Raw genomic sequence first — 21,664 nt, forward strand, 5'->3', positions numbered from 1 at the left:
GCGTCAGACATGGCAGCGCACCGCCGCCCCTTGGCAGGGGGCGGGCTTCGGGTTAAGAGGAGCGGAAATTTCGCAAAGGGGCGACGGCGTGAGCGACACCGACAGTTTCATCGAGGAAGTCACCGAAGAGGTGCGGCGCGACCGGTTGTTCCGGCTGATGCGGCGCTATGGCTGGATCGCCATTCTGGCGATTCTGCTTTTGGTGGGCGGGGCCGCGTGGAACGAGTGGCGCAAGGCGCAGGCGCGGGCGACGGCGCAGGACTTCGGGGACAGTATTCTGTCGGCGCTATCGGCTGAGGACCGTGCGGCGCGCGCGACGGCGCTGGCTAATGTAGATGCACCGAACCCCGAGGCCGCTGCGGTGGTGGACCTGCTGGCCGCCGCCGAGGGCGCGGATCAGGACCCGGAAGCGGCTGCGGCGCGCCTGCTGGACATTGCCGACCGCGATGCCACCCTGTCGGTCTATCGTCAGATCGCCACGCTCAAGGCGGTGACGCTGCCGGGATCGGGGCTGAGCGTCGAGGACCGTCGCACGCGTCTTGAGGGGATGGTGTCGGAGGGCGGCGTCGTGCGCCTTCTGGCCGAAGAGCAATTGGCGCTGCTCGCGCTCGAAACCGGGGATCGTGCGGGGGCGCTCGAGGCTCTGACGCGGATCGCGGTGGATGCCGAGGCCACAGCGGGCTTGCGTCGGCGCGTCACACAAGTGATTGTGGCACTGGGAGAAGAGCCGCCGGACACACCGATGGCCGACCCCGATACAGCGACCGTGCTGCAGTAATAAGCGCGGCATCACGGGGCAGGCGGCAAGAGGCGACAAGTGAGGACGATGCAGTGACGGCGAAAACGGTATTTCTGGGGCTGGCGGTGGCCCTTGCCCTGACGGCCTGTTCCAAGAATGAGCCGATCCTGAGCGGCGAGCGCGAGGGCATTCGCGAGGTGCTGCAAAGCGAGGTGCGCCGCGCGCAGGCCGAGGAAACCCCCGAAAATCAGGTGGTGGCGGTCACGCTTCCGGCGGCGGTGAACAATGCCGAGTGGACGCAGCGCATTGGCACGCCCTCGACGCGGGTGGCGCATCCGGCGCTCTCGGTAGCACCGCAACTGGCCTGGTCTGTGAATATCGGCGCAGGCGACGGGCGTCGCGTGCGCATTACCGCCGATCCGGTGGTGGCGGGCGGACGTGTGTTCACGCTCGATGCGAAGGCGCAGGTCGCGGCGGTCTCGACCAGCGGGTCCCTGCTGTGGACCAGCGACCTCACGCCGCCGAATGACCGCTCCGATCATGCCAGCGGTGGCGGGCTGGCGTTCGGCGATGGCAAGCTCTTCGTGTCCTCGGGGTTCGGCGTGCTGAGCGCGCTTGACCCTGAAACCGGGGCGGCGCTGTGGTCACAGGACCTTGGTTCGCCCGGCACCGCGACGCCCACGGTTTATGACGGGCGGGTCTATGTAGTGGCGGGCGACGATGTGGCCTGGGTGCTGGATACCGCGACGGGCCGGGTTGACTGGCAGCTGAGTGCGACGCCGGACATTCACAACGTTCTGGGCGGACCGGCCCCGGCGCTGACCGAGAAATATGCCGTGCTGGCCTTTGGCGCGGGCGAATTGCAGGGCGCGTTCCGCAAGGGTGGCTTGCGGCTCTGGGATGCGCAGGTCGCGGGGCAACGCTCTGGTGTGGCAAGCGCGCAGGTGCTGGATATCACCGGCGATCCGGTGGTGGTCGGCGACCGCGTCTATACCGGCAGCCATGCGGGCCGCACCGTCGCGCTGCGGCTGGGCAGCGGCAAGCGCATCTGGACGGCAAACGAGGGCCCGCTGAACCCGGTCTGGCCTGTGGGCGACTCGCTCTTCATGGTCACGGATCGCAACGAGCTGGTGCGGCTCGCGGCGCAGGACGGCACCCGCATCTGGGGCCATTCCCTGCCGCTCTTTGACGAACGCAAACCGCGCAAGCAGGCGCAGATCGTCGGACATTTCGGTCCGATCATCGCGGGCGGGCAGCTGGTCCTTGCCTCGGGCGACGGGCGGCTGCGGTTCTTCGATCCGGCCTCGGGTCAGATGATCCGCAGCGTAGAATTGCCGGGCGGGGCCACGTCCAATCCGGTGGTTGCGGGCGGCACGCTTTATGTCGTGTCGAAAAAGGGTCAGTTGCTGGCTTTCCGTTGACCGCGCGATCCTGTATCAGACCGGCTTGACGCCGGAGCGGAGCCTGATCCATGTCTTTCACCCTCGCCATCGTGGGACGCCCCAATGTGGGCAAGTCCACGCTATTCAACCGCCTTGTGGGCAAGCGCCTGGCGCTGGTCGATGACCAGCCCGGCGTGACGCGCGACCTGCGCGAGGGGGCGGCGCGGCTTGGCGATCTGCGCTTTACCGTGATCGACACGGCGGGGCTGGAGGATGCCACGGATGACAGCCTCGAAGGCCGGATGCGGCGGCTGACCGAGCGGGCGGTGGAGATGGCCGATGTGTGCCTCTTCGTGATCGACGCGCGCACCGGGGTGACGCCGGTGGACGAAATCTTTGCCGAGATCCTGCGCAAGCGGTCGGATCACGTGATCCTTGCGGCGAACAAGGCCGAGGGCTCTGCCGCCGATGCCGGGGTGATCGAGGCCTGGGGCCTTGGGCTGGGCGAGCCCATTCGCCTGTCGGCGGAGCATGGTGAGGGTCTGAACGATCTTTATGCGCAGTTGCAGCCGCTGGCCGATGCCTATGAGGAGCGCGCCGAGGCGGATGCCCCGGTCACCGATATCGAGGTCAATGAAGAGGGCGAGACGCCCGCGCAGTATGACCATACGCCGACCAAGGCGCGGCCCTTGCAGGTGGCTGTGGTGGGTCGGCCCAATGCCGGAAAATCCACCCTTATCAACACGATACTGGGGGAAGAGCGGCTGCTGACCGGCCCCGAGGCGGGGATCACCCGCGATGCGATCTCGCTCGCGCTCGACTGGGACGGGCTGCCGGTGCGGATTTTCGACACGGCGGGCATGCGCAAGAAGGCGCGGGTGCAGGACAAGCTGGAAAAGCTGTCGGTGTCGGACGGGTTGCGGGCGGTGAAATTCGCCGAGGTGGTGGTGGTTCTTCTGGATGCCGCCATTCCCTTCGAGCAGCAGGACCTTCGGATCGCCGACCTGGCCGAGCGCGAGGGGCGTGCGGTGGTGGTGGCGGTCAACAAATGGGACGTGGAGCCCGAGAAGCAGCAGAAACTGCGCGAGTTGCGCGAGGCGTTCGAGCGGCTTTTGCCGCAGCTGCGCGGTGCGCCGCTGGTGACGGTGTCGGCCAAGACCGGAAAGGGTCTCGACCGGCTGCGCGCGGCGGTGGAAAAGGCGCATGAGGTCTGGAACCGGCGGATCACCACGGCGCATCTCAATCGCTGGCTGGTGGGGATGCTGGAGCAGCACCCGCCGCCCGCGCCGGGCGGACGCCGGATCAAGCTGCGCTACATGACGCAGGCCAAGACGCGGCCCCCTGGTTTCGTGGTGATGTGCAGCCATCCAGACAAGCTGCCGGAAAGCTATACGCGCTATCTGATCAACGGGTTGCGGGACGACTTTGATATGCCGGGGACGCCGGTGCGCCTCTATATGCGCAGCCAGTCGGACAAGAACCCCTACAAGGCCAAGAAGAAGCCGGGCCCGTCGAGCCTGCGCAAGCACATCTCGGGGCGGTCGTCGAAATAGGGGATGGGTGGTTTTGGGCCTGAAGCGGGCATAGCACCCCGCCAGAAGGTGCCGCGCGGTCGCAGGGCCGGGGACTGGCGATGCGACGGCTGATGCCCGCACTTTATCCCAGCCAAGTCATTCTGAACTCAACACGTTGCGCACCCTATCAATTCGCCAGGCCGCGGGACGGCGTCATGCCGGAGGCATGCCTCTGGCATGGCGATCGCGCGGCACCTTCGGTGCGTTTCGCGCGGGTGGTGCGTATGTCGGGTTTAGGCCACCATCGCCACGCTAGACTACGCTTCCCCCGCGCCGCAGGGCATATCCGGCCTTCGCCGTGATCAGCAGCGCGCCGCCTGCCGCCAATCCGAGTGTCAGCGGGCTGCCGTCGCCCATGTTCTGCACAACCACACCGATCAGGGCCCAGATCACGCCCGCCGCGTAGGTGAGCGCGCGGGGGCGGAGCGTCAGGACCGCAGCCGCGATCACGAGGGCAAGTGCGAGGGCCACGACCGCCGCCGCCACGTCCGGCAGCCAGCCATAGCCGTCCAGCACCAGCCCGACCGAGACCGAACTCGCCGCCGTCAGCCATCCGGCATAGAGCCCGACTGGCCCGGACAGCCACCAGCCGTCGCGAGACGGCGCGCGCAGGAGCGCGAATAGCGCCGTGGCCAGCATCGCCCAGATCATCACCGTGGCCCAGGGCACCGAGGCATTGGCGACCGGAATCCACGCGGCCCCCACCAGCAGGCTCGCCACCAGCGGTGCGCGCACCTGCGACCAGCCCGCATCCTCCCTGCGGGCGATCAGGCCAAACACCGCGCCGAGGATGAGCCACAGATAGATCACCCCCCAGAGCGCGAAGGCATAGCCTGCAGGCTGCACCGCCGGGTCGTCTTGTGGCACGGGAAACTGATCGGGGCTGAACCCGTTGAAGCCGTCGCCGAGGAACGGTGAGGCGGCGAAACCGAGTGCGGCGGCGAGATGGGCGAAGGCGAGAAACCGGATCATGCCCCTTCCATCGTCTGCGCACCGCGCTGCGTCAATCCCCATGTGCGCCGAAAAAACCGCGCCGCCCCTTGCATTGCATCACGAGAAGTTCAAATCTTGGAGGGTAAAAGGTTGATATCCCTTTCACAAAGGAGGCCGCCATGACCACCGCCAGAGACCAGTCCCTGCGCGCATTTCTCAAGCCCTACACGGCCAAGAGCGATCTGCGCGGCGGGGTGTCCTTCGCAGAGACACTGGTGGTCTATGTGGCGGCGCTGGCGGGCGCGGGGCTGCTGGCGGGGCAGGGCGCGTGGCTAGTTGCGGCGCCGCTGGTGCTGGTTCTGGCCTTCGCGACCGTGCGGCTTTACGTGTTGCAGCATGATTGCGGGCATCATTCGCTTTTCGCGACGCGCTGGCTGAACGATGTGGCGGGGCATGTTCTGTCGGTCTTTTCGCTGACACCGTTCAGGGTCATGCAATACAATCACAACCTGCATCACGCCTATCTCGGCAATCTCGATCACCGCGAGACGACCGAAGTCTATACCATGACACTGTGCGAATGGCAGGCCGCCCCGTGGCACCGGCGGCTGTGGTACCGGATTTACCGCAACCCGGTGGTGATGCTGTCACTGGGCGGGATCGTTACCTATTTCATCGCCTATCGTTGGCCGCGTAACACGGCTCGGGTCGGGGTGTGGGGCGTGATCGCGCATAACGCGGTGCTGGCGGGGTTTGTGGCGCTGGTCTGGGCCACACTCGGCTGGCCGGGTGTCGGGGTGCTGGCGCTGAGCGCGGTGATTGCCGGGGTGATTGGGGTGTTCCTGGTCTATCTTCAGCATAATTTCGAAGAGACCTACTGGGACCGCAAGCCCGATCTGGATTTCCGCAAGGCGACGCTGGAGGGGTCAAGCTCGCTCGATCTCGGCTGGCTGTGGGATCTGGGCACCGGCAATATCGCCTATCACGACCTGCACCATTACAACCCCGGCATCCCGTCCTACAACTTGCGGCGCTGCCAGAACGAGCTTCCGGATCATCTCAGGTCTCATGACGTGATCCGCTGGCCCGAGGCGCTTGCGAGTTTCCGGCTCAAGCTCTGGGACGAGGAGAGCGGGCGGCTGGTGCCGTTTCCCGCGCCGCGCAGGCGCGCCTCGGCCACGCGCGTCACTGCATCCTGAGCGCCCCGTCGAGGCGGATGACCTCGCCGTTGAGATAGCCGCATTCGACGATGAACCGTGCCAGCCGCGCATATTCCGCCGGGTCGCCCAAACGTTTGGGAAAGGTCACCTCGGCAGCGAGACCGTCCTGCACGTCCTGCGGCAGCCCGCGCATCATCGGGGTGGCGAAGATGCCGGGGGCGATCGCCATCACGCGAATCCCCTCGCGCGACAGATCCCGCGCCATCGGCAGCGACAGCCCGACGATCCCGCCCTTGGAGGCCGCATAGGCCGCCTGTCCCTTCTGCCCGTCAAAGGCGGCGATGGAGGCGGTGTTGACGATCACGCCGCGCGCGCCGTCCGCATCGGGGGCATTTTCGGCCATGGCGGCGGCGGCGAGGCGGGCCACGTTGAATGTGCCCACGAGGTTGATGTCGATGGTGCGGCGGAACGCGTCGAGCGGGTGCGGGCCGTCGCGGCCCAGCACCTTGGCCCCGGTGGCGATGCCGGCGCAGTTTACCGCGGCCGTGATCCGGCCCATTTCCGACTTGGCGCGGGTGATCGCCTCGGCGACGGAGGCCTCGTCGGTGACGTCGGTCTCGGCGAATCCGGCGCCGATTTCCTCAGCCAGCGCGCGCCCGCGTTCGGCGTCCCGGTCAAGCAGCGTGACCTGCGCGCCTGCCTCGCGGAATTGCCGCGCCGTCGCCTCGCCCAGCCCCGACGCCCCGCCCGTGATGATCGCCGCCGTGTCCTCGATGCGCATGCCGCTCTCCTGCGATTAAATGAACATATGTTCAAATACCGCCTGCGTGCCTGACTGTCAAAGACGGACTGTCAAAGCCCCGGTTTCTTTATGGGAAAAATACTCATAGGCCGACCTATCAGCCGATGCGCTGCCGCAGCCGCGTGATCACCCCGAGGGTCACGACCGTCAGCAAGATCCGGTAGATGTGGTGCAGGGTGACGAAGGCCGGGTTGGCCTGCAGGCTGAGCGCCACCAGCGCCATTTCGGTAACGCCGCCGGGGGCGAGGCTGATCACCAGCACATCCACCGGCTCATCCGTCATGCCGTGCAGCAGCGCGGCGAGCCCCACGCCGATTGCCAGCATGCCGCCCACCGACACCAGCGCCAGCCCCGCGCCGCGCAGCAAGAGCCCCCGGCTCAGCCCGGTGAAGCGCATGCCGAGGGCTGTGCCCAGCACCATCTGCGCGAGGTTCACCAGCCATTGCGGGATGTCGAAACTGAGCCAGCCGGTCAACGAGAGCAGCGCCGCCACCGCCATCGGCCCGGTCATCTGCCCGGCAGGCAGGCGCAGGGCGTGGCCCAGAGCCAGCCCGGCCAGCCCCGCAAGTGCCACCAGCGGCAGGTCGGACCATGGCACATCGCCGCGCGCCAGGCTTTGGCCCGCCGCACTGCCCACCGGCTCCCCCAGCCAGAGCGAGAGGCCCAAGGGCAGCAGCGTCACCACCACGATGATCCGCAGGAATTGCTGCATCATCAGCCGGGTCATGTCGGCACCTGCCGCCTCGCCCATCTCGATGCTCTCGTATAGCCCGCCGGGGGTGCTGGCGTAAAAGGCGGTGGTGCTGTCATAGCCGCCCAAGGCGCGGAAGACCGCGTAGCCCAGCCCATGTGCCAGCCCGACGAAGAGCGTGACCGCGCCAAGCGTCAGCGCGTAGTGATGCGCCTCGGTAAAGAGCGCGGTTGTGACCTGCGATCCGATCATCAGCCCGATGATCGCGATGAAGCCGAGGCGCAGCCATGTGGGAAAGCGGTAGCCCTGCGGCAGATGCCCGGGCAGGGCGGTGGCGATCAGCGCGGAAGCGGCCAAAGGACCCAGCATGAAGGGCAGTGGCGTGCCGATGGCCTGCGCGCCAAACCCGGCGAGACCCGAGAGCGCGAGCAGCGCGAGAGTGGTCAGGATATGCGGCATGCCCCTCTTGAACCACCCCGCGCGGGCGGGGGCAAGGGGCTCAGGCGAAGGTCACGTGACGGTCGAAGGGCATTTCGCGCAGCCGCGTGCCGGTGGCGGCGAAGATCGCGTTGGCGAGTGCTGCCGGGGCCGGGGGCACGGGCGGCTCACCGATGCCGCGAATCTTGTCGGCGGTCTCAAGCCCGCGCACCTCGATTTCGGGGCATTGATAGAGACGCATGCCCGGATACTGATCGAAATTGCGCTGTTCGGCTGCACCGTCTGCATAGGTGACCTGGCAGTTCATCGCGTGGCCCAAGCCGAAGATCACGCCGCCCTTGACCAGCCCGTCGAAATTCACCGGGTCGATGATGCGGCCGACATCGGCGGCGACGTAAACCTTGTCGAGGCGGATGCCGTCCTCGGTATCGCTGACCTCCACCACCTGAGCGCAGGGCACCCCGAACGAGAGGCAATAGGCGACGCCGCGCCCCGCGCCGGGGTCCATGGCGCTGCCCCAGTTCGACATCTCGCCCACCGCCTCGAGCACCGCGCGCGACGGGGCGTGGGTGCATAGGCGCAGGCGTTCCTCCAGCGGGTCGGCCCCGGCGGCGTGAATGAGCTCATCGAGCAGGCAGTCGTGGAAAAATCCGTTCGATGACGCCCCGACCGAGCGCCAGCTTGAGATCGGCGCGAGTTCCGGCGCGCGGTAGCCGGTGACGCGGTAATCGGGGATGGCGAAGGGCTGATCCCAGGCGCCTGCCACGATCTGCAGGTCGGGCCCCGGCGCGGGGATGTTCTGACGGCCCATCTGCGACGAGAGCACTGAGGGCATGGCGATGCCCAGGTCATAGGCGGTGACGCGGCCGTTTTCGACCCGCCCGCGCCCGCGCGCCATGGCGATCTGGCGGGGGAAGTCATGCGCCATGTCCTCTTCGCGCGAATAGGTCAGCTTGATCGGGCGGCCCGGCATTTCCATGGCGATATGGGTGGCGTGGCGCACCACGTCATCCTCCAGCCGGTGTCCGAAACTGCCGCCGATCATCTCTGCGTGGACGTGGATGCGGTCGCGATCGAGCCCGGTGATCCGGGCGACGTTGGTCTCGATGAAGCGCGGCACCTGTGTGCCGGTCCAGATATCTATGCGCTCGGGCGTGTAGCGCACGGTGGCGCTGAGCGGCTCCAGCGGGGCATGGGCGAGGTAGGGCGCGCGGTATTCGACCTCGATCTCCGCGCCGCCTGCCAGTGCGGCCTCGACATCGCCCTCGTCGCGGAATTGGCTGTCCTGTGCGTCGCGCGTGAAGCTGTCCGACAGCGCCTGCCAGTGATCTGCCATGTCGGCGGGGTAGGGTGCTGCGGCCCAATCGCAGGTGATCGCCTCGGCGGCGCGGATGGCGCGCCATGTGTTGTCGGCGATTACCGCCACGCCGCCGGGGATTTCGACGATCTTCTGCACGCCGCGCATGGTTCGCGCCTCGGTGGCGTCATAGCTGGCGAGCGCCGCGCCTTGACCGGGGTTGAGCCTGATCGCGGCATGCAGCATCTCGGGCTGGTCGATGTCGATGCCGTAACCCTGCGTGCCGGTGGATTTGGCCACGATATCAATGCGCTGCATCGGTTTTCCGAGCAATCGCCACTCGGACGGGTCACGCAGGGTGACATCGGTGACCGGGTCGGTCTGCGCGGCCTCTGAGGCAAGGCTCTGATAGCTGAGCCGTGTGCCGTCGGGCAGGATCACCGCGCCAGTCTCGGTGCTGAGGGCGGACCGCTCCACCCCGTGCAGCCGTGCGGCCGTGGCCTTGAGCGTCTCGCGCGCCACCGCCCCGGCATGGCGCAGCTTGTCATAGCCATCGGGCACCGTGGTCGAGCCGCCGGTGATCTGCATGCCGAGGAATTTCATCGGCGCATCGGCGAGGTCGCGCACAGTTTCGGCGAGCCAGCTATCGTTAGTGGCGCGGAACGGCACCGCGTCGCCTGCGAGGGCGGTGTTGTAATAGGCGGGGCTGGGCGGGCCGAAATCGGTCTCGATCTGATCGAGCGAGACGTCGAGTTCCTCGGCAATCAGCGCGGCCTGTACCGAGACCGCGCCTTGGCCCTTGTCGGCGCGCGGCGTGATCAGGGTGATCGCGTCGGAGGTGATCCTCACGTAAGGTGTGAGCGCCGCCGCGCCCTCGGGCAGATCGGCGAGCAGGGGGTTGGCATAGGGTGTCTTGTAGCGCCAGAGCCCGAAGGCGACGCCGCCCGCGATGGCGACTGAGCCGATCAGGAAGGAGCGGCGGGCGATGGTTTTCACGCGTCCCATCTCAGGCCCCTTCGTTCATCGACTTGGCGGCGGCCTTGATCGCGGCGCGGATGCGCGGATAGGTGCCGCAACGACACAGATTGCCGGACATGGCGTCGTCGATGTCCTCGTCCGTGGGGTCGGGGGTCTCTGTCAGCAGACTCGCGGCCTGCATGATCTGGCCGGACTGGCAGTAGCCGCATTGCGCCACCTGTGCGTCTATCCATGCGGCCTGTATCGGGTGCGGAGCGTCGGGCGTGCCGAGCCCCTCGATCGTGGTCACCGGACCCCAGACATCGCCCACCGCCACCTGGCAGGAGCGCACGGCCTGGCCGTCGATATGCAAGGTGCAGGCCCCGCATTGGGCGATGCCGCAGCCGTATTTCGGGCCCTTGATGCCGAGCACGTCGCGCAGGGCCCAGAGCAGCGGCATCTCGGGTTCGAGATCGTCGAGAGAGTGGTCGGCGCCGTTGACGCTGAGTTGCATGGGGCAGGCTCCTTTCGCGCGGGGCGCTGGGATGGAAGATAAACCGTTCGGTTCAGGTGTAAAGCGGGATTTGGGGGAGGGGTGGCATGGGCTTGAACTGCCATTGGAGTTCAGTCCCAATGCGCGGAATCAAGGTGCTGCAGGCACCGCCGCGCAGCGCCCGACCGCCCCCCGGGCGGGCGCTTTTGCAACGTCACAAACCCGCGCAATCGTTGCAGTATTTGGCTGCCATAAAGCGCATCCCACTAAGGTTGCAGCGCCCACCCGCGGTCGGGCACCGCGCGGCTTTCCCCTGAAATGACGACGGCAGCTCAAGGCCAAAATCACCACCGAAGACCCGGACCAGCCAAATCAGATCGGCAGGTACGCCACCGTCTCGCCCGCGTTTCGCGCCGGGTCATGCGGGGGGCGCACCAGGAGCGCGTCGGAATGGGCGAGGATGCTGAGCAATGAGCTGTCCTGCTTGTCCTCGGCGATGAGGCCCGCATCTGTGAGCCGGGCGCGCATGTAATGCTCGCGCGGGCCGTTGGCGGGCAGGGGGGCGGCCAAGACAGTCTCGCGGCGTGGGGCTGGCCCCTCGCCCATCCCCAGCATCTTGTCGATCATCGGTGCGACAAAGACATGGCCGCAGACCATGGCCGAGACCGGATTGCCCGGCAGTCCGACCATCGCGGCCCCACCCATGCGACCGGCCATCAGCGGTTTGCCCGGCCGCATCGCGACCTTGTAAAAGGCGCGGTCCATGCCGAGATCACCCGCCACGCGGCCCACCAGATCGTGATCGCCGACCGAGGCCCCGCCGATGGTCACGATCAGGTCCGCGCCCTCGGCCAGCCCGAAGGCGGTGGTGAGCGAGGCCACTGTATCGCGGGCAATCGGCAGGATGCGCGCCCGCGCGCCGCGCGCCTCGAGCAGCGCCTTGAGGCCGAAGGTGTTGGAGGCGATGATCTGATCGGGGCCGGGGGCCTCGCCGGGCATGACCAACTCGTCACCCGTGGAGATCAGCGCCACCTGCGGTTTGCGCCGCATCGGCACCGACGCGATGTTCATCGAGGCCATGAGCGCGATATCGGCGGGGCGCAGCGTGCGCGGGGCGGTGATGCTCTGGCCTTGCCGGAAATCGCAGCCAAGGGGGCGGATATGGTCCTTGGTGCCGATATCCGCGCCGAGGGTCATGGTGTCGCCGTCGCGCGTCACGTCCTCTTGGATGATGACGCGGGTCGCCCCCTCGGGCAGGGGCGCGCCGGTGAAGATGCGGACCGCCTCACCTGCGTTGACGGCGCGATGAAAGCCATGCCCCGCCGCCGCCTCTCCGATGACGGTGAACCGCGCGCCGGGTGTGGCCTCGTCGCCGCGCAGGGCGTAGCCATCCATCGCCGAGGCGGAAAAAGGCGGCTGATCGCGCCGTGCGGTGACGTCGCGCGCGAGGATGCGGCCCGAGGCCTCGGCCAGTGGCACCTCTTCGATCTCAAGCGGCTCGACGAGGGCGAAAAGATGCGAAAGGGCGGCGTCGACCGTGATCATTGCGCCTGATACCGGCCTGATTTTCCACCATCTTTCAGGATCACGCGAATGCCGCCGATTTCCATGGCCTTGTCCACGGCCTTGGCCATGTCATAGACCGTGAGCGCGGCCACCGAGACCGCCGTCAGCGCCTCCATCTCGACGCCGGTCTGCCCGGTGGTCTTGACCGTGCCCTCGATCCGCACACCGGGCAGGTCGGGGTCAAGCGTCAGCTCCACCGCCACCTTGGTGACGGGAAGCGGATGGCAGAGCGGGATCAGGTCGGGCGTCTTCTTGGCCCCCATGATGCCCGCAAGCCGTGCGACCGACAGAACGTCACCCTTCTTGGCGCGACCTTCTACAATGATATCATAGGTTTCGCGGGCCATCTTGATGTGCCCTTCCGCGACGGCCACACGTGGCGTCACGTCCTTGTCGGACACGTCGACCATATGGGCGTGACCCTGACCGTCGAAATGCGTCAGATCGCTCATCAGACGCCGCCCGCCTTCATCGGGTTGGCCAGAAGATCGCGGGTGGCCTGTGCGACGTCCTCGGCGCGCATCAGGGTCTCGCCGATGAGGAAGCTGCGCGCGCCGTAGCGCGCCATCTCGGCCAGATCGTCGGGGTTGGACAGCCCGCTTTCGCTGACGATCAGACCGTCGGGCGCGACGAATTTCGCCAGCTTGCGGGTGGTGTCAAGCGAGGTCTCGAAGGTGTTGAGATCGCGGTTGTTGATGCCGATCATGTTGGAATTGAGCGTGTGCGCGCGGTCAAGTTCCTCGCGGTTATGCACCTCGATGAGCGCGTCCATGCCCCAGCGGGTGGCGGCCTCTTCCAGTTCCAGGGCCTGCGCGTCCGAGACGCTGGCCATGATGATCAGGATGCAATCGGCGCCCCAGGCGCGTGCCTCGGCGACCTGATAGGGGTCATACATGAAATCCTTGCGCAGAACCGGCAGGTCACAGGCGGCGCGGGCCTGCCCAAGATATTCGGGCGCGCCCTGAAAGCTGGGCGTGTCGGTCAGCACCGAGAGACAGGTGGCCCCGCCGCTCGCGTAGGCGTCTGCCAGGGCGGCGGGGTCGAAGTCTTCACGGATGAGGCCCTTGGAGGGGCTGGCCTTCTTGATCTCGGCGATGAGGCCATAGCCGGTCTTGCTGGCCTGCAAAAGCGCGTCGCCAAAGGGGCGCACCGGGGGTGCGTCGCCGGCCTCGGCCTCGATCTCGTCCTGCGGGCGGGCGGCCTTGGCGGCGGCGATCTCCTCCAGCTTGTAGGTCTTGATCTTGTCGAGGATGGTGGGGGTGGTCATGCGGCCTCCGATGTGAGTTTCGCCAGAGCGGTGAGTTTCGCGCGCGCGGCCCCGCTGTCGATGCTTTCAGCGGCCATGGCGACGCCTGCGCGCAGATCGGGCGCGCGTCCCGCGACGGTGAGTGCGGCCGAGGCGTTGAGCAGAACTGCGTCGCGATAGGCGCCGGGCGCGCCGTCGAGCAGCGCGCGCATCGCGCGGCCGTTTTCCTCGGGTGTGCCGCCAAGGATGGCCTCGAACGGATGCACGGGCAAGCCGAAATCCTCGGGGTGCAGTTCGACCTCGCGGATGCTGCCGTCTTCCTCAAGGGCGGCGACCCATGTGAGGCCGGTGATCGTCATCTCGTCGGTGCCGTCGGAGCCATGCACCAGCCAGGCGCGCTCTGACCCCAACTGCCCCAGCGTCTCGGCCATGGGCCGGATCAGATCGCGCGAGAATGCGCCGGTGAGTTGACGCTTGACGCCTGCCGGGTTGGTCAGCGGCCCGAGGATGTTGAAGATCGTGCGGGTGCCCAATTCTGCGCGCACCGGGCCGACATGGGCCATCGCGGGGTGATGCATCGGCGCCATCATGAAGGCGATGCCGACCTGCGAGAGCGCGCGTTCCACCACTTCGACGCCGACCATCACGTTGAGGCCCAACTGGCTGAGCGCATCCGCCGCGCCGGATTTGGAGCTGAGGTTGCGGTTGCCATGCTTGGCCACCGGCACGCCCGCGCCTGCCACGACGATGGCGGTCGCGGTTGAGATGTTGAGCGTGCCTTTGCCGTCGCCGCCGGTGCCGACGATGTCCATCGCACCCTCGGGCGCGCGGACCTTGTTGCATTTGGCGCGCATCACGGCGGCGGCGGCGGCGTATTCGTCGACTGTTTCGCCCCTTGTGCGCAGGGCCATCAGGAAGCCGCCGGTCTGCGCCGGGGTGGCCTCGCCCTCAAAGAGGATCTGGAACGCGGCTTCGGCCTCTTGTCGGCTGAGCGCGCGGTCGGCGGCGGCCCCGATCAGCGGTTTCAGCCGGTCGCTCATGCCGGGACCTGCATCAGGTTCAGGAAATTCTGCAACAGCTTGTGGCCGTGCTGCGAGGCAATCGATTCGGGGTGGAACTGCACGCCGTGGATCGGCAATTCGCGGTGCTGCAGGCCCATGATCGTGCCGTCCTCGAGCTCTGCCGTGATTTCCAGACAGTCGGGCAGGCTGTCGCGTTCCACGACCAGCGAGTGATAGCGGGTCGCCTCGAAGGGCGAGGGCAGACCGGCGAAAACGCCTTTTGCGGAGTGCTGGATATGGCCCATCTTGCCATGCACGATTTCGGAATGGCGGATAACCTTGCCGCCGAAGGCCTGCCCGATGGTCTGATGCCCGAGGCACACGCCGAGCAGGGGAATCCCCGCCTCGGCGGCGGCCAGGGTGAGCGGCAGGCAGACGCCCGCCTGATCCGGGTCGCAGGGGCCGGGCGAGAGCAGGATACCGGCAGGGCGCATCGCCATCGCGTCCTGCACATTGAGCGCATCATTGCGCATCACGCGGGTTTCGGCCCCCAATTCGCCCACGTAATGGACGAGATTGTAGGTGAAACTGTCATAGTTATCGATCAACAGCAGCATTTGCGCCTGTCCTCATGCAAAGGGGGCTGGAGGCCGAGGGCCCGGTCGCGGTATACTTGTTCAGGCTTGCGCGGCACCGTCAAGGGGCGCTAGGCCGGTAATAAGGTAAAACAGGCGGATACGGGGGCAAAGGCAGTGGCACGCGGACTATTTGCGGGGATGATCACCGGCACCGTCGTTTCGGGGCTGGTGCTTGGGATGGCATCGGTTCTGACCGAGGTGCCGGGCGCGAAGGCACCCGAGGCGGAGACGGTCGAGGTGACACCCGGGTCGGGGTTCGATCTGCGGCGCGAGGATCGGCAGGCGGCCCTGCCGGATGTCGAGGACAGCCCCGAGGCGACGGGCGCGCCGCAGGTGGTTGCCCCGGAGCCCGATGATCTGTCATCGCTCAGCGGGGCGGATACCGCCCCGGCGCGGGCCCCGACCACCGGCAGTGACGTGGATGCGCTCGGTGCGGCGCCCGAGGCGTCGGGCGGTACGGGCGGTGTCGCGGTCGAGAGCGATAGCCCGGTGCTGCCCAGCCCTCAGTCGCAGGCACCCGAGGCCCCGCAGGATGAGGGACAGGTGGCGATCTCGTCCGACCCGGCGCAGCCCCCGGCCCCTGAACCGGGCGAGACTGATGCCGGGCTGACGGGGAGTGAGACAGGTGGCGAGACCGATGGTGAGACCGGCGGTGAGACGGGCGGCGAGACCCGTAGCGCGGTGCCGGATTTCCCCGAGGAGGAAGAGACACCGACGCTTGCGCCCGATGCGACACAAGAGGCCCCGGCCCGTGACGACGCGATCACGCCGATCGCCCCCGATGAGGGACCGGTGCCCGAAGCGGTGCAGACCGCCGAAGATAGCTCCGAGACGCCCAAGACGTTGCCACCCTCGGGCACGATCAGTGACCGTGTCGAAGGCGTGCGCAGCAACCGGCTGCCCCGTATCGGGGATGCGCCGGAGACCGAGGCGACGGCGGAAGACCCCGACGAGACCCCGGCACCCGAGCGCGCGATCCTGCGCAATGCCGCCGATTTCGAGAACCCCGAGGGCAAGCCGCTGATGTCCATCGTGTTGATGGATGACGGCAGCAGCCCCATCGGTCTGGAGGCGCTTGCCAGTTTTCCCTATCCGCTCAGTTTTGCGGTGGATGCCGATTGGCCGGGCGCGGCAGAGGCCGCCGAGCGTTATCGCGCGGCGGGGTTCGAGGTGCTGTTGACCGTTGATCTGCCTGAAAGTGCTGCGGCGTCGGATACCGAGGTGGCGATGCAGGCCTGGCTTGACCGGGTGCCGCAGGCGGTGGCGCTGCTGGAAGGCGACGAGACCGGTGTGCAGGCGAGCCGTGAGGGCAGTGCGCAACTGGCCCCGATCCTTCTGGAGACCGGGCACGGGATGGTCATGCATCCCAACGGGCTTGATATGGCGCGCAAGCTGATCGGGCGCGAAGGCGTGCCGTCGGCGACGCTGTTTCGCGATTTCGACGGGCAGGGGCAGGATGCCTCGGCGATCCGCCGCTTTTTAGATCAGGCCGCGATGAAGGCGGGTCAGCAGGAGGAGGGCGTGATCATGCTGGGCCGGTTGCGCGCCGATACAATCAGCGCGCTGATGCTCTGGGGATTGCAGGACCGGGCCAATCGGGTGGCGTTGGCCCCGGTTTCGGCAGTGCTGATGGCGGGGGCTGAATAGCGCTCAGACCGGGCTATCCGAGACGAGGCGCATGCCCAGATGCGCGGGCGGCGTGCCGACGGCGCAACCGCCGCGCGCGGGGTCGCGCACCAGATAGGACATCGCCGCGACATGCTCGCCGCCGACAAAGAATGCCGGGCAGCGGGACGGGTCGGTGCCGTCGCTCGCACCTGCATAGCACTCCTGCGTCCATTCCCAGACACTGCCATCGAGATCGGCGATGCCCTCGGGCGAGGTGGTGAAACTGCCCTGGGGTTTGAGCGCCCGTGGGGCGGTGCCCTCGGTCAGGTAGGCCGAGGCCCATGTCAGCGAAGGGTCGGTGAAGATCGGATCGGGTTCGTCCGGCAGGACCGAGGCGGCCATGATGGTCCATTCCCCGGCTGTCGGCAGGCGAAACGCGTGGCCCGTGGCGTCATTGATCCAGGCGAGGTAGTCCTGCACGTCGATATAGCTCAGCCCGGTTGCGGGCGTGGTGGCGGGATCCTGATCGGCGCGGGCGCGAACGACCTGTGCGCAGGCATCCTGCGCGACGCAACGCGCCCATTCGGTGACCGTGACCTCATGGCGTTGCACATAAAGCGCGCGACCGTTTGGGAGCATCACGGGCCGGTCGGCCATCACTGGCAGAAAGATCGGATCAGGGGCGCGCTGCAAGAGCGCGCCCCCGGCGATGACCGCCGCCAGAAGGCCCAGAGCCGCAAAGCCAAGCGCGGTCTTGAGCGGGTCGATGTGAGTGGCGGCGGCGGTTGTCATGTCATGCGCTCCTCTTATGTCGCGAAGGGACGGGGTGGGACGACCTGTTCCATCAGCTGGTTGTCCCAGTCGCCCTCGACAACGAAATGCGCAGCGGCCCCCAGCATCGCGCCTTCGATCAGGTTGTGGTTGACATAGGCGTAGACGCCCGGCTGCTCGAAGGTGTACATCGCCGCCACCGCGCTGCCGCCGCGCACGAACCATGTCTCCATGCCGGTCATCGGCGCGTCGGAGAAGGATGTCTCCCAGACGAAGTTGCCATGGCCGCCGATCAGGTGCGGGCGCGAGTCGCGGTTGGCCTGATTGTGGATCATCAGAACCGTCTCGCCGACCTTGGCGCGCAGGGCGTGCTCGCCGGTCAGGGCACCGACCGCGCCGTTGAACACCGAATGCGTCGGGATCAGCGTGCGCATCGCGTCCAGGCTGTCGGCATAGTCGTCACCGGCGGCGTCATAGCTCTTGTAGTCGCCGTTGTCGTCCTTCGGCAGGTAGTAGTCCTGTTCTCCGATATAGGCGATGCTGTCGTATTTCAGCGGGTTGCCCGCGCCGTCCTTCAGCCCGTCGCGCGGCAGCACCATGACAGCACCATTCATGCCATGGGTGACGTGATAGGGGATCATCGCGCCGCCGGGGGCGCAGTGATAGGTAAAGCAGCCCGGCTTGGTCGCCTTCCAGCGCAGCACGCATTCCTCTCCGGGATAGACATGGGTCAGGCCACCGCCGCCCAGGGCCCCCGTGGAGGCGTGAAAGTCGATATTGTGCTCCATCATGCTCTCGGCGGGGTTGCGCAGGGTCAGTTCCACCATGTCGCCCTCGTGGCAGATGATCAGCGGGCCGGGGACCGAGCCGTTATAGGTCAGCGCCCAGACCGAGGCACCGGTGTCCTCGTCCACCACCATCAGCCGTTCGGTGGTTTCCATGGTGATCTCGATAAGCTTGGGGCCGCCGGTTGCGACCTGCTCATGCGCAGGCGCAAAGGGCGGTGCGACCAGGTCCTGCCGCACGCGGGTATAGCCCGAGAGATCGGCCGGTTTGGCGGTGGTTTCGGCAACCTGTTTGGCGGCGGCCTTGTGCAGATGTGTGGATGCCGCGTTGGCCTTGGTCATTCGGGGCGCGCGCGAGGCGGCCATCGCGCCTGCGCCTGCCATTGCCGCCGCACCGGCGAGCATGGAGCCGCGCAGCACGTTGCGGCGGCTGGTTGAAACGAGTCCGGGGTTGATGAATTTGGTCATGATATCCTCCATGACAATTGTGGTGCCAGGCCTCATGCCCGCGCACCGGGAAAGGGATCAGAGATTGCCGAGTTGCGCCTCGAAACGTTCCTTGGCCTTGCGGGGCACGCGACCCTCGAGGAACGTATCCGGCACCTCGACGTCGCCCACGGCGATGGTCATCACCATGCCCATGGCAAAGTGCGGCTTGCAGATGACGCCGTAGACGCCTTCGACATCGAGCGTGACGTCGAATTCCTCGTTGATCTTGCCTGCAAAGCCTTCGGCCCCCTCGGGCAGCATGCCCTTGTTGATCTCGGCATTGTGGCCCTTGTCGGCGGCCAGAAAGCGGATGGTATCGCCGGGGGCGGCCTGAACAAAGGCCGGCTCAAACACCATGCGGTCACCGTCGGCGCCCTTGTTCAGCATCTTGACCTCGAAGGTCTCGGCGAAGGCCGCGGAGCCCATCAGGGCCGCGAGGGCGAGACCGGTTGTCAGCGTGCGGATCATGTCGTTGTTCCTTTCATGTCGCGTTATTGCTTGATCTTGAGAATAGGGATTTCCGCAGGCGAAATATTGCTCTGGCGCAAACTTCGGGACGATTGATCGGGTGGGAACGCGGCATCCGGTTGTGGCGTTGCCTGCGGTTCTGTGCGATGACCCGCGCCATGACCGAGCAACCCACCCGCAAGACCCTGCCACGGCTCGACGAGAGCCTGCTGACGCATCTGCCGCCGTTTTCCCGGCTGGAGAAGCGGCAGATTCGCACGATTCTGGATCAGGCGAGTTCGCGACGCCATGAGGCCGGGGGTACAGTGTTCAACGAGGGTGATCCGGCGGAGCGGTTCTACATGCTGCTCGATGGCTATGTGCGGGTGGTGCGCATCACGCCCACCGGCGAGCAGGTGACGGCGCTGCATATTCCGGCGGGGCAGCTTCTGGGCATTGCCAGGGCCATCGGGCGCGAGACCTATCCGGCGACGGCGATGACGGCGACGGAATCCATCGTGCTCAGCTGGCCGACCAGCCTGTGGGACACGTTCGTGGCCGAGTATGACGGCTTTGCCACCGAGACCTACAAGACGCTCGGGCACCGGGTGGGGGAAATGAACACCCGCATCGTCGAACTGGCGACGCAGCAGGTCGAGCAGCGCGTGGCCAACGCGATCCTGCGGCTGATCAACCAGACCGGGCGAAAGGTCGAGGGCGGCATCGAGATCGACTTTCCGATCACCCGGCAGGATCTCTCGGAACTGACCGCCACCACGCTGCACACGGTCAGCCGTTTGCTGAGCGGCTGGGAAAAGCGCGGGCTGGTGGAGAGCAAGCGCAAGCGCATCAAGGTCTGCGACCCTCACGCGCTGGTGGTGCTGAGCCAGGGGTAGGGGGGTGGTGTTGGGGTGTCAGTGACGTGGAATTGGTGGAAGGTTGGGTTTGCGTACGGAGCAGCCATTGGCTGCTTTCAGTAATCTCACCCGGTCGAGTCAAATTGGCGCGGGGGAGGTCCCACTCCGCTTGGGGAGGACACAAAACGCCGGACCACCTGATTTCGGGTTTGTCTTCGCACTAAAACACTAGGCGTTGCGTTTCTTTCGGCACTTGAGGCAAGCGACTCCGGCGATCCCGGTCAGTAGAAGCAGGCCGCCTGCGGGCAGCGGAACCGGGGGCAAAGAGTCTTGCTGACGGATCGAGACGTCGTTGCGCTGGGTCCATGCCTCGGTCATGACAAATGACACCCCTGGGTCCAGTTCGAGCAAAAAGCTATAGCCACTGCCGCCTTCGGCTCTGGCCAATCCGCCCCCATTTGCAAAATCAGAGACGGTCTCAACCTCAAAAAACAGTCCGCTGTCGCTTGCTGTAAAACTTTGGCTTACGGTGGCCCCGGTAGCGCTGTCGTCAATAGCTTGGGAAAAGGGGGTAACTTCGGAATAGGAGACCACGGCCCCGGCCACCTGCTCGAACAAGATACTGTAGGTTAAACTGGTGCGCGCAAGACCCGCGTCGCCAATGATGTTGGCGGACAAATCTGACGCGAAAAAGCCCGCTATGTCGAATGATACCGAAGCGTTTGAGGTGTTCTCGATCAGGAACGGACGGCTAACATCAAAGAACGAAAGGCCGCTGGAGTTTATCGGGTCGGTGGCAAACAGGATCGAGGCGGTGCCACCAGTGTCAATGCTGCGATTTAACACCTGACCGTTGTTTGAGTCGGCGGATTGCGAAATGGTAACGTCCCAACTGCCTTGCGCGCCTTCCAGAGGGCTGCCTTGCAGACTGGTCGCGTCAGTACCGCTGCTGAGGAAGGGAATTGGAGGGGTGGTGAAAGGGTTGCCGACCTGGCTATTACTGATGATATTTTCATTAGTGTCGACAGAATCGACAGTGCTGCTTGCGCCGAGGGTGCGTGCAAGCAGCCCGGGTCCTACATCTGCTCCATCAATCGGATTACCATTGTTGATGCTGAAACTTGTGCTCAGGCTCAACTCGCTGAAGACCGAGACCGGCGCTGCGTGGGCGCCACTAAGGCCAATGCCAGCAGCTACAAAGAACAATTGCGCAAATAATTTCATAGAACCCTCCGGAACACGCACGGTTACTGCACCGGCAAGCATTATGCATAGATAAGTATGAGGCTCGGAAAATAGGCACGTAGGCAACATTCAAATGCCATGCAGAGCAAAATTTGGCAACGTTGCCTTTCGCGAAGCAGCAATTCGCATTGTTAGTGAAAATGGTCACTCTGAGCTCAGACCCGCCATTAGAGCGAGTTGCGAGCTTTCTGGTTCAGATTCCCATGAGGCTTGATTTGTGATTCCCTGTCTGCATGGCAGATATGGGGGTTTGAGATGGGTAAGCCACATCCTATGGCACTTCGTGAGAGGGTCGTCGCGTTTGTGGAGGAAGGGCATTCCCACCGCGCAGCAGCCGCGCGGTTTCGGGTTTCAGTGAAGTTCGTGAACGATATGGTGATCCTGAAACGTGAGACAGGTGAGCTTGAGCCGCGCCGACAAGGTAATGGCGGCGGGCATGGAAAGCTGGCCCGTCTGCGGGACTGGATCGCGGTGCGGATGACAGCCAAGCCCGACCTCACGCTGGATGATCTGGTGCTGGAAATTGCTGAGGCGCACCAGATGAC

The 21,664-nt window shown here is 66.0% G+C and carries 21 protein-coding genes; 7 read left to right on the forward strand and 14 right to left on the reverse strand.

The genetic code is table 11. The annotated features are described in order from the left end of the window. The first annotated feature begins 88 nt into the window (after positions 1 to 88). The 3 genes from BMX04_RS10025 to der are packed head-to-tail and all read left to right on the forward strand — an operon-like array spanning position 89 to position 3,674. Complete coding sequence (locus BMX04_RS10025; RefSeq protein ID WP_050662705.1) at positions 89 to 778, forward strand: tetratricopeptide repeat protein; 690 nt, start codon at positions 89 to 91, stop codon at positions 776 to 778. 53 nt (positions 779 to 831) lie between these two features. Further along, complete coding sequence (locus tag BMX04_RS10030) at positions 832 to 2,160, forward strand: PQQ-like beta-propeller repeat protein (RefSeq protein ID WP_083398154.1); 1,329 nt, start codon at positions 832 to 834, stop codon at positions 2,158 to 2,160. Positions 2,161 to 2,210: 50 nt separating this feature from the next. Then, positions 2,211 to 3,674 carry a ribosome biogenesis GTPase Der gene (gene der / locus BMX04_RS10035; protein ID WP_074786097.1) on the forward strand — a complete coding sequence of 488 codons (1,464 nt, stop codon included), beginning with the start codon at positions 2,211 to 2,213 and terminating at the stop codon, positions 3,672 to 3,674. A 273-nt stretch (positions 3,675 to 3,947) separates the two neighbouring features. Here der and BMX04_RS10040 read toward each other — a convergent pair whose 3' ends face one another. Further along, positions 3,948 to 4,667, reverse strand: coding sequence for a hypothetical protein (locus BMX04_RS10040; RefSeq protein ID WP_074786098.1), 720 nt, complete (start codon positions 4,665 to 4,667; stop codon positions 3,948 to 3,950). A gap of 140 nt (positions 4,668 to 4,807) precedes the next feature. Here BMX04_RS10040 and BMX04_RS10045 point away from each other — a divergent pair, with 140 nt between their 5' ends. Beyond that, the gene (locus BMX04_RS10045; protein ID WP_074786099.1) at positions 4,808 to 5,827 is read left to right on the forward strand and encodes a fatty acid desaturase; all 1,020 of its coding nucleotides are present in this window, start codon (positions 4,808 to 4,810) and stop codon (positions 5,825 to 5,827) included. Here BMX04_RS10045 and BMX04_RS10050 read toward each other — a convergent pair. The 9 genes from BMX04_RS10050 to BMX04_RS10090 all read right to left on the reverse strand — a co-directional run bounded on the left by BMX04_RS10050 (position 5,814) and on the right by BMX04_RS10090 (position 14,890). Beyond that, on the reverse strand, positions 5,814 to 6,569 hold the full coding sequence (locus tag BMX04_RS10050) for an SDR family NAD(P)-dependent oxidoreductase (RefSeq protein WP_074786100.1): 756 nt from the start codon (positions 6,567 to 6,569) through the stop codon (positions 5,814 to 5,816). The genes BMX04_RS10045 and BMX04_RS10050 overlap by 14 nt on opposite strands. 118 nt (positions 6,570 to 6,687) lie before the next feature. After that, positions 6,688 to 7,740 (reverse strand): AbrB family transcriptional regulator, encoded by a 1,053-nt coding sequence (locus BMX04_RS10055; RefSeq protein WP_074786101.1) that lies wholly within the window; start codon positions 7,738 to 7,740, stop codon positions 6,688 to 6,690. Between the two features lie 40 nt (positions 7,741 to 7,780). Then, a complete protein-coding gene (locus tag BMX04_RS10060; protein ID WP_074786102.1) occupies positions 7,781 to 10,021 on the reverse strand; it encodes a xanthine dehydrogenase family protein molybdopterin-binding subunit in 2,241 nt (746 codons plus the stop codon). 1 nt (position 10,022) lies between these two features. Then, positions 10,023 to 10,487, reverse strand: a complete 465-nt coding sequence (locus BMX04_RS10065; RefSeq protein WP_074786103.1) for a (2Fe-2S)-binding protein — start codon at positions 10,485 to 10,487, stop codon at positions 10,023 to 10,025. A gap of 351 nt (positions 10,488 to 10,838) precedes the next feature. Next, complete coding sequence (locus BMX04_RS10070; protein ID WP_074786104.1) at positions 10,839 to 12,011, reverse strand: molybdopterin molybdotransferase MoeA; 1,173 nt, start codon at positions 12,009 to 12,011, stop codon at positions 10,839 to 10,841. Beyond that, complete coding sequence (gene moaC, locus BMX04_RS10075; RefSeq protein ID WP_074786105.1) at positions 12,008 to 12,484, reverse strand: cyclic pyranopterin monophosphate synthase MoaC; 477 nt, start codon at positions 12,482 to 12,484, stop codon at positions 12,008 to 12,010. Before moaC ends, BMX04_RS10070 begins: the two co-directional genes overlap by 4 nt. After that, positions 12,484 to 13,299, reverse strand: a complete 816-nt coding sequence (gene trpC / locus BMX04_RS10080) for an indole-3-glycerol phosphate synthase TrpC (RefSeq protein ID WP_074786106.1) — start codon at positions 13,297 to 13,299, stop codon at positions 12,484 to 12,486. The genes moaC and trpC overlap by 1 nt, the downstream gene beginning before the upstream one ends. Then, complete coding sequence (gene trpD / locus BMX04_RS10085) at positions 13,296 to 14,318, reverse strand: anthranilate phosphoribosyltransferase (protein WP_074786107.1); 1,023 nt, start codon at positions 14,316 to 14,318, stop codon at positions 13,296 to 13,298. Before trpD ends, trpC begins: the two co-directional genes overlap by 4 nt. Continuing rightward, on the reverse strand, positions 14,315 to 14,890 hold the full coding sequence (locus BMX04_RS10090) for an anthranilate synthase component II (RefSeq protein ID WP_420876403.1): 576 nt from the start codon (positions 14,888 to 14,890) through the stop codon (positions 14,315 to 14,317). The genes trpD and BMX04_RS10090 overlap by 4 nt, the downstream gene beginning before the upstream one ends. Positions 14,891 to 15,031: 141 nt before the next feature. On the opposite strand from BMX04_RS10090, the gene BMX04_RS10095 reads away from it, so the two are divergent. After that, positions 15,032 to 16,564, forward strand: coding sequence for a divergent polysaccharide deacteylase family protein (locus tag BMX04_RS10095; RefSeq protein ID WP_244888519.1), 1,533 nt, complete (start codon positions 15,032 to 15,034; stop codon positions 16,562 to 16,564). Positions 16,565 to 16,567: 3 nt separating this feature from the next. Here the strand turns inward: BMX04_RS10095 and BMX04_RS10100 are convergent, their stop codons facing one another. The 3 genes from BMX04_RS10100 to BMX04_RS10110 are packed head-to-tail and all read right to left on the reverse strand — an operon-like array spanning position 16,568 to position 19,038. Next, positions 16,568 to 17,317, reverse strand: coding sequence for an SUMF1/EgtB/PvdO family nonheme iron enzyme (locus tag BMX04_RS10100; RefSeq protein WP_074786110.1), 750 nt, complete (start codon positions 17,315 to 17,317; stop codon positions 16,568 to 16,570). 14 nt (positions 17,318 to 17,331) lie between these two features. Then, entirely contained in the window at positions 17,332 to 18,549 is a 1,218-nt protein-coding gene (gene nirK, locus BMX04_RS10105; RefSeq protein WP_074786127.1) for a copper-containing nitrite reductase, read from the reverse strand. Positions 18,550 to 18,606: 57 nt separating this feature from the next. Continuing rightward, positions 18,607 to 19,038 (reverse strand): pseudoazurin, encoded by a 432-nt coding sequence (locus BMX04_RS10110; RefSeq protein ID WP_074786111.1) that lies wholly within the window; start codon positions 19,036 to 19,038, stop codon positions 18,607 to 18,609. A 158-nt stretch (positions 19,039 to 19,196) separates the two neighbouring features. On the opposite strand from BMX04_RS10110, the gene BMX04_RS10115 reads away from it, so the two are divergent. Continuing rightward, the gene (locus tag BMX04_RS10115) at positions 19,197 to 19,913 is read left to right on the forward strand and encodes a Crp/Fnr family transcriptional regulator (protein ID WP_139194529.1); all 717 of its coding nucleotides are present in this window, start codon (positions 19,197 to 19,199) and stop codon (positions 19,911 to 19,913) included. Between the two features lie 189 nt (positions 19,914 to 20,102). Here the strand turns inward: BMX04_RS10115 and BMX04_RS10120 are convergent, their stop codons facing one another. Next, a complete protein-coding gene (locus tag BMX04_RS10120) occupies positions 20,103 to 21,098 on the reverse strand; it encodes a VPLPA-CTERM sorting domain-containing protein (RefSeq protein ID WP_074786112.1) in 996 nt (331 codons plus the stop codon). A 294-nt stretch (positions 21,099 to 21,392) separates the two neighbouring features. Between BMX04_RS10120 and BMX04_RS10125 the strand changes: the two genes are divergently transcribed. Further along, positions 21,393 to 21,664, forward strand: a 272-nt coding sequence (locus BMX04_RS10125; RefSeq protein WP_074786113.1) for a COG3415 family protein, incomplete at its 3' end; no start/stop codon positions are given.

Source organism: Roseovarius tolerans, assembly GCF_900109855.1.
Lineage (GTDB): Bacteria > Pseudomonadota > Alphaproteobacteria > Rhodobacterales > Rhodobacteraceae > Roseovarius > Roseovarius tolerans.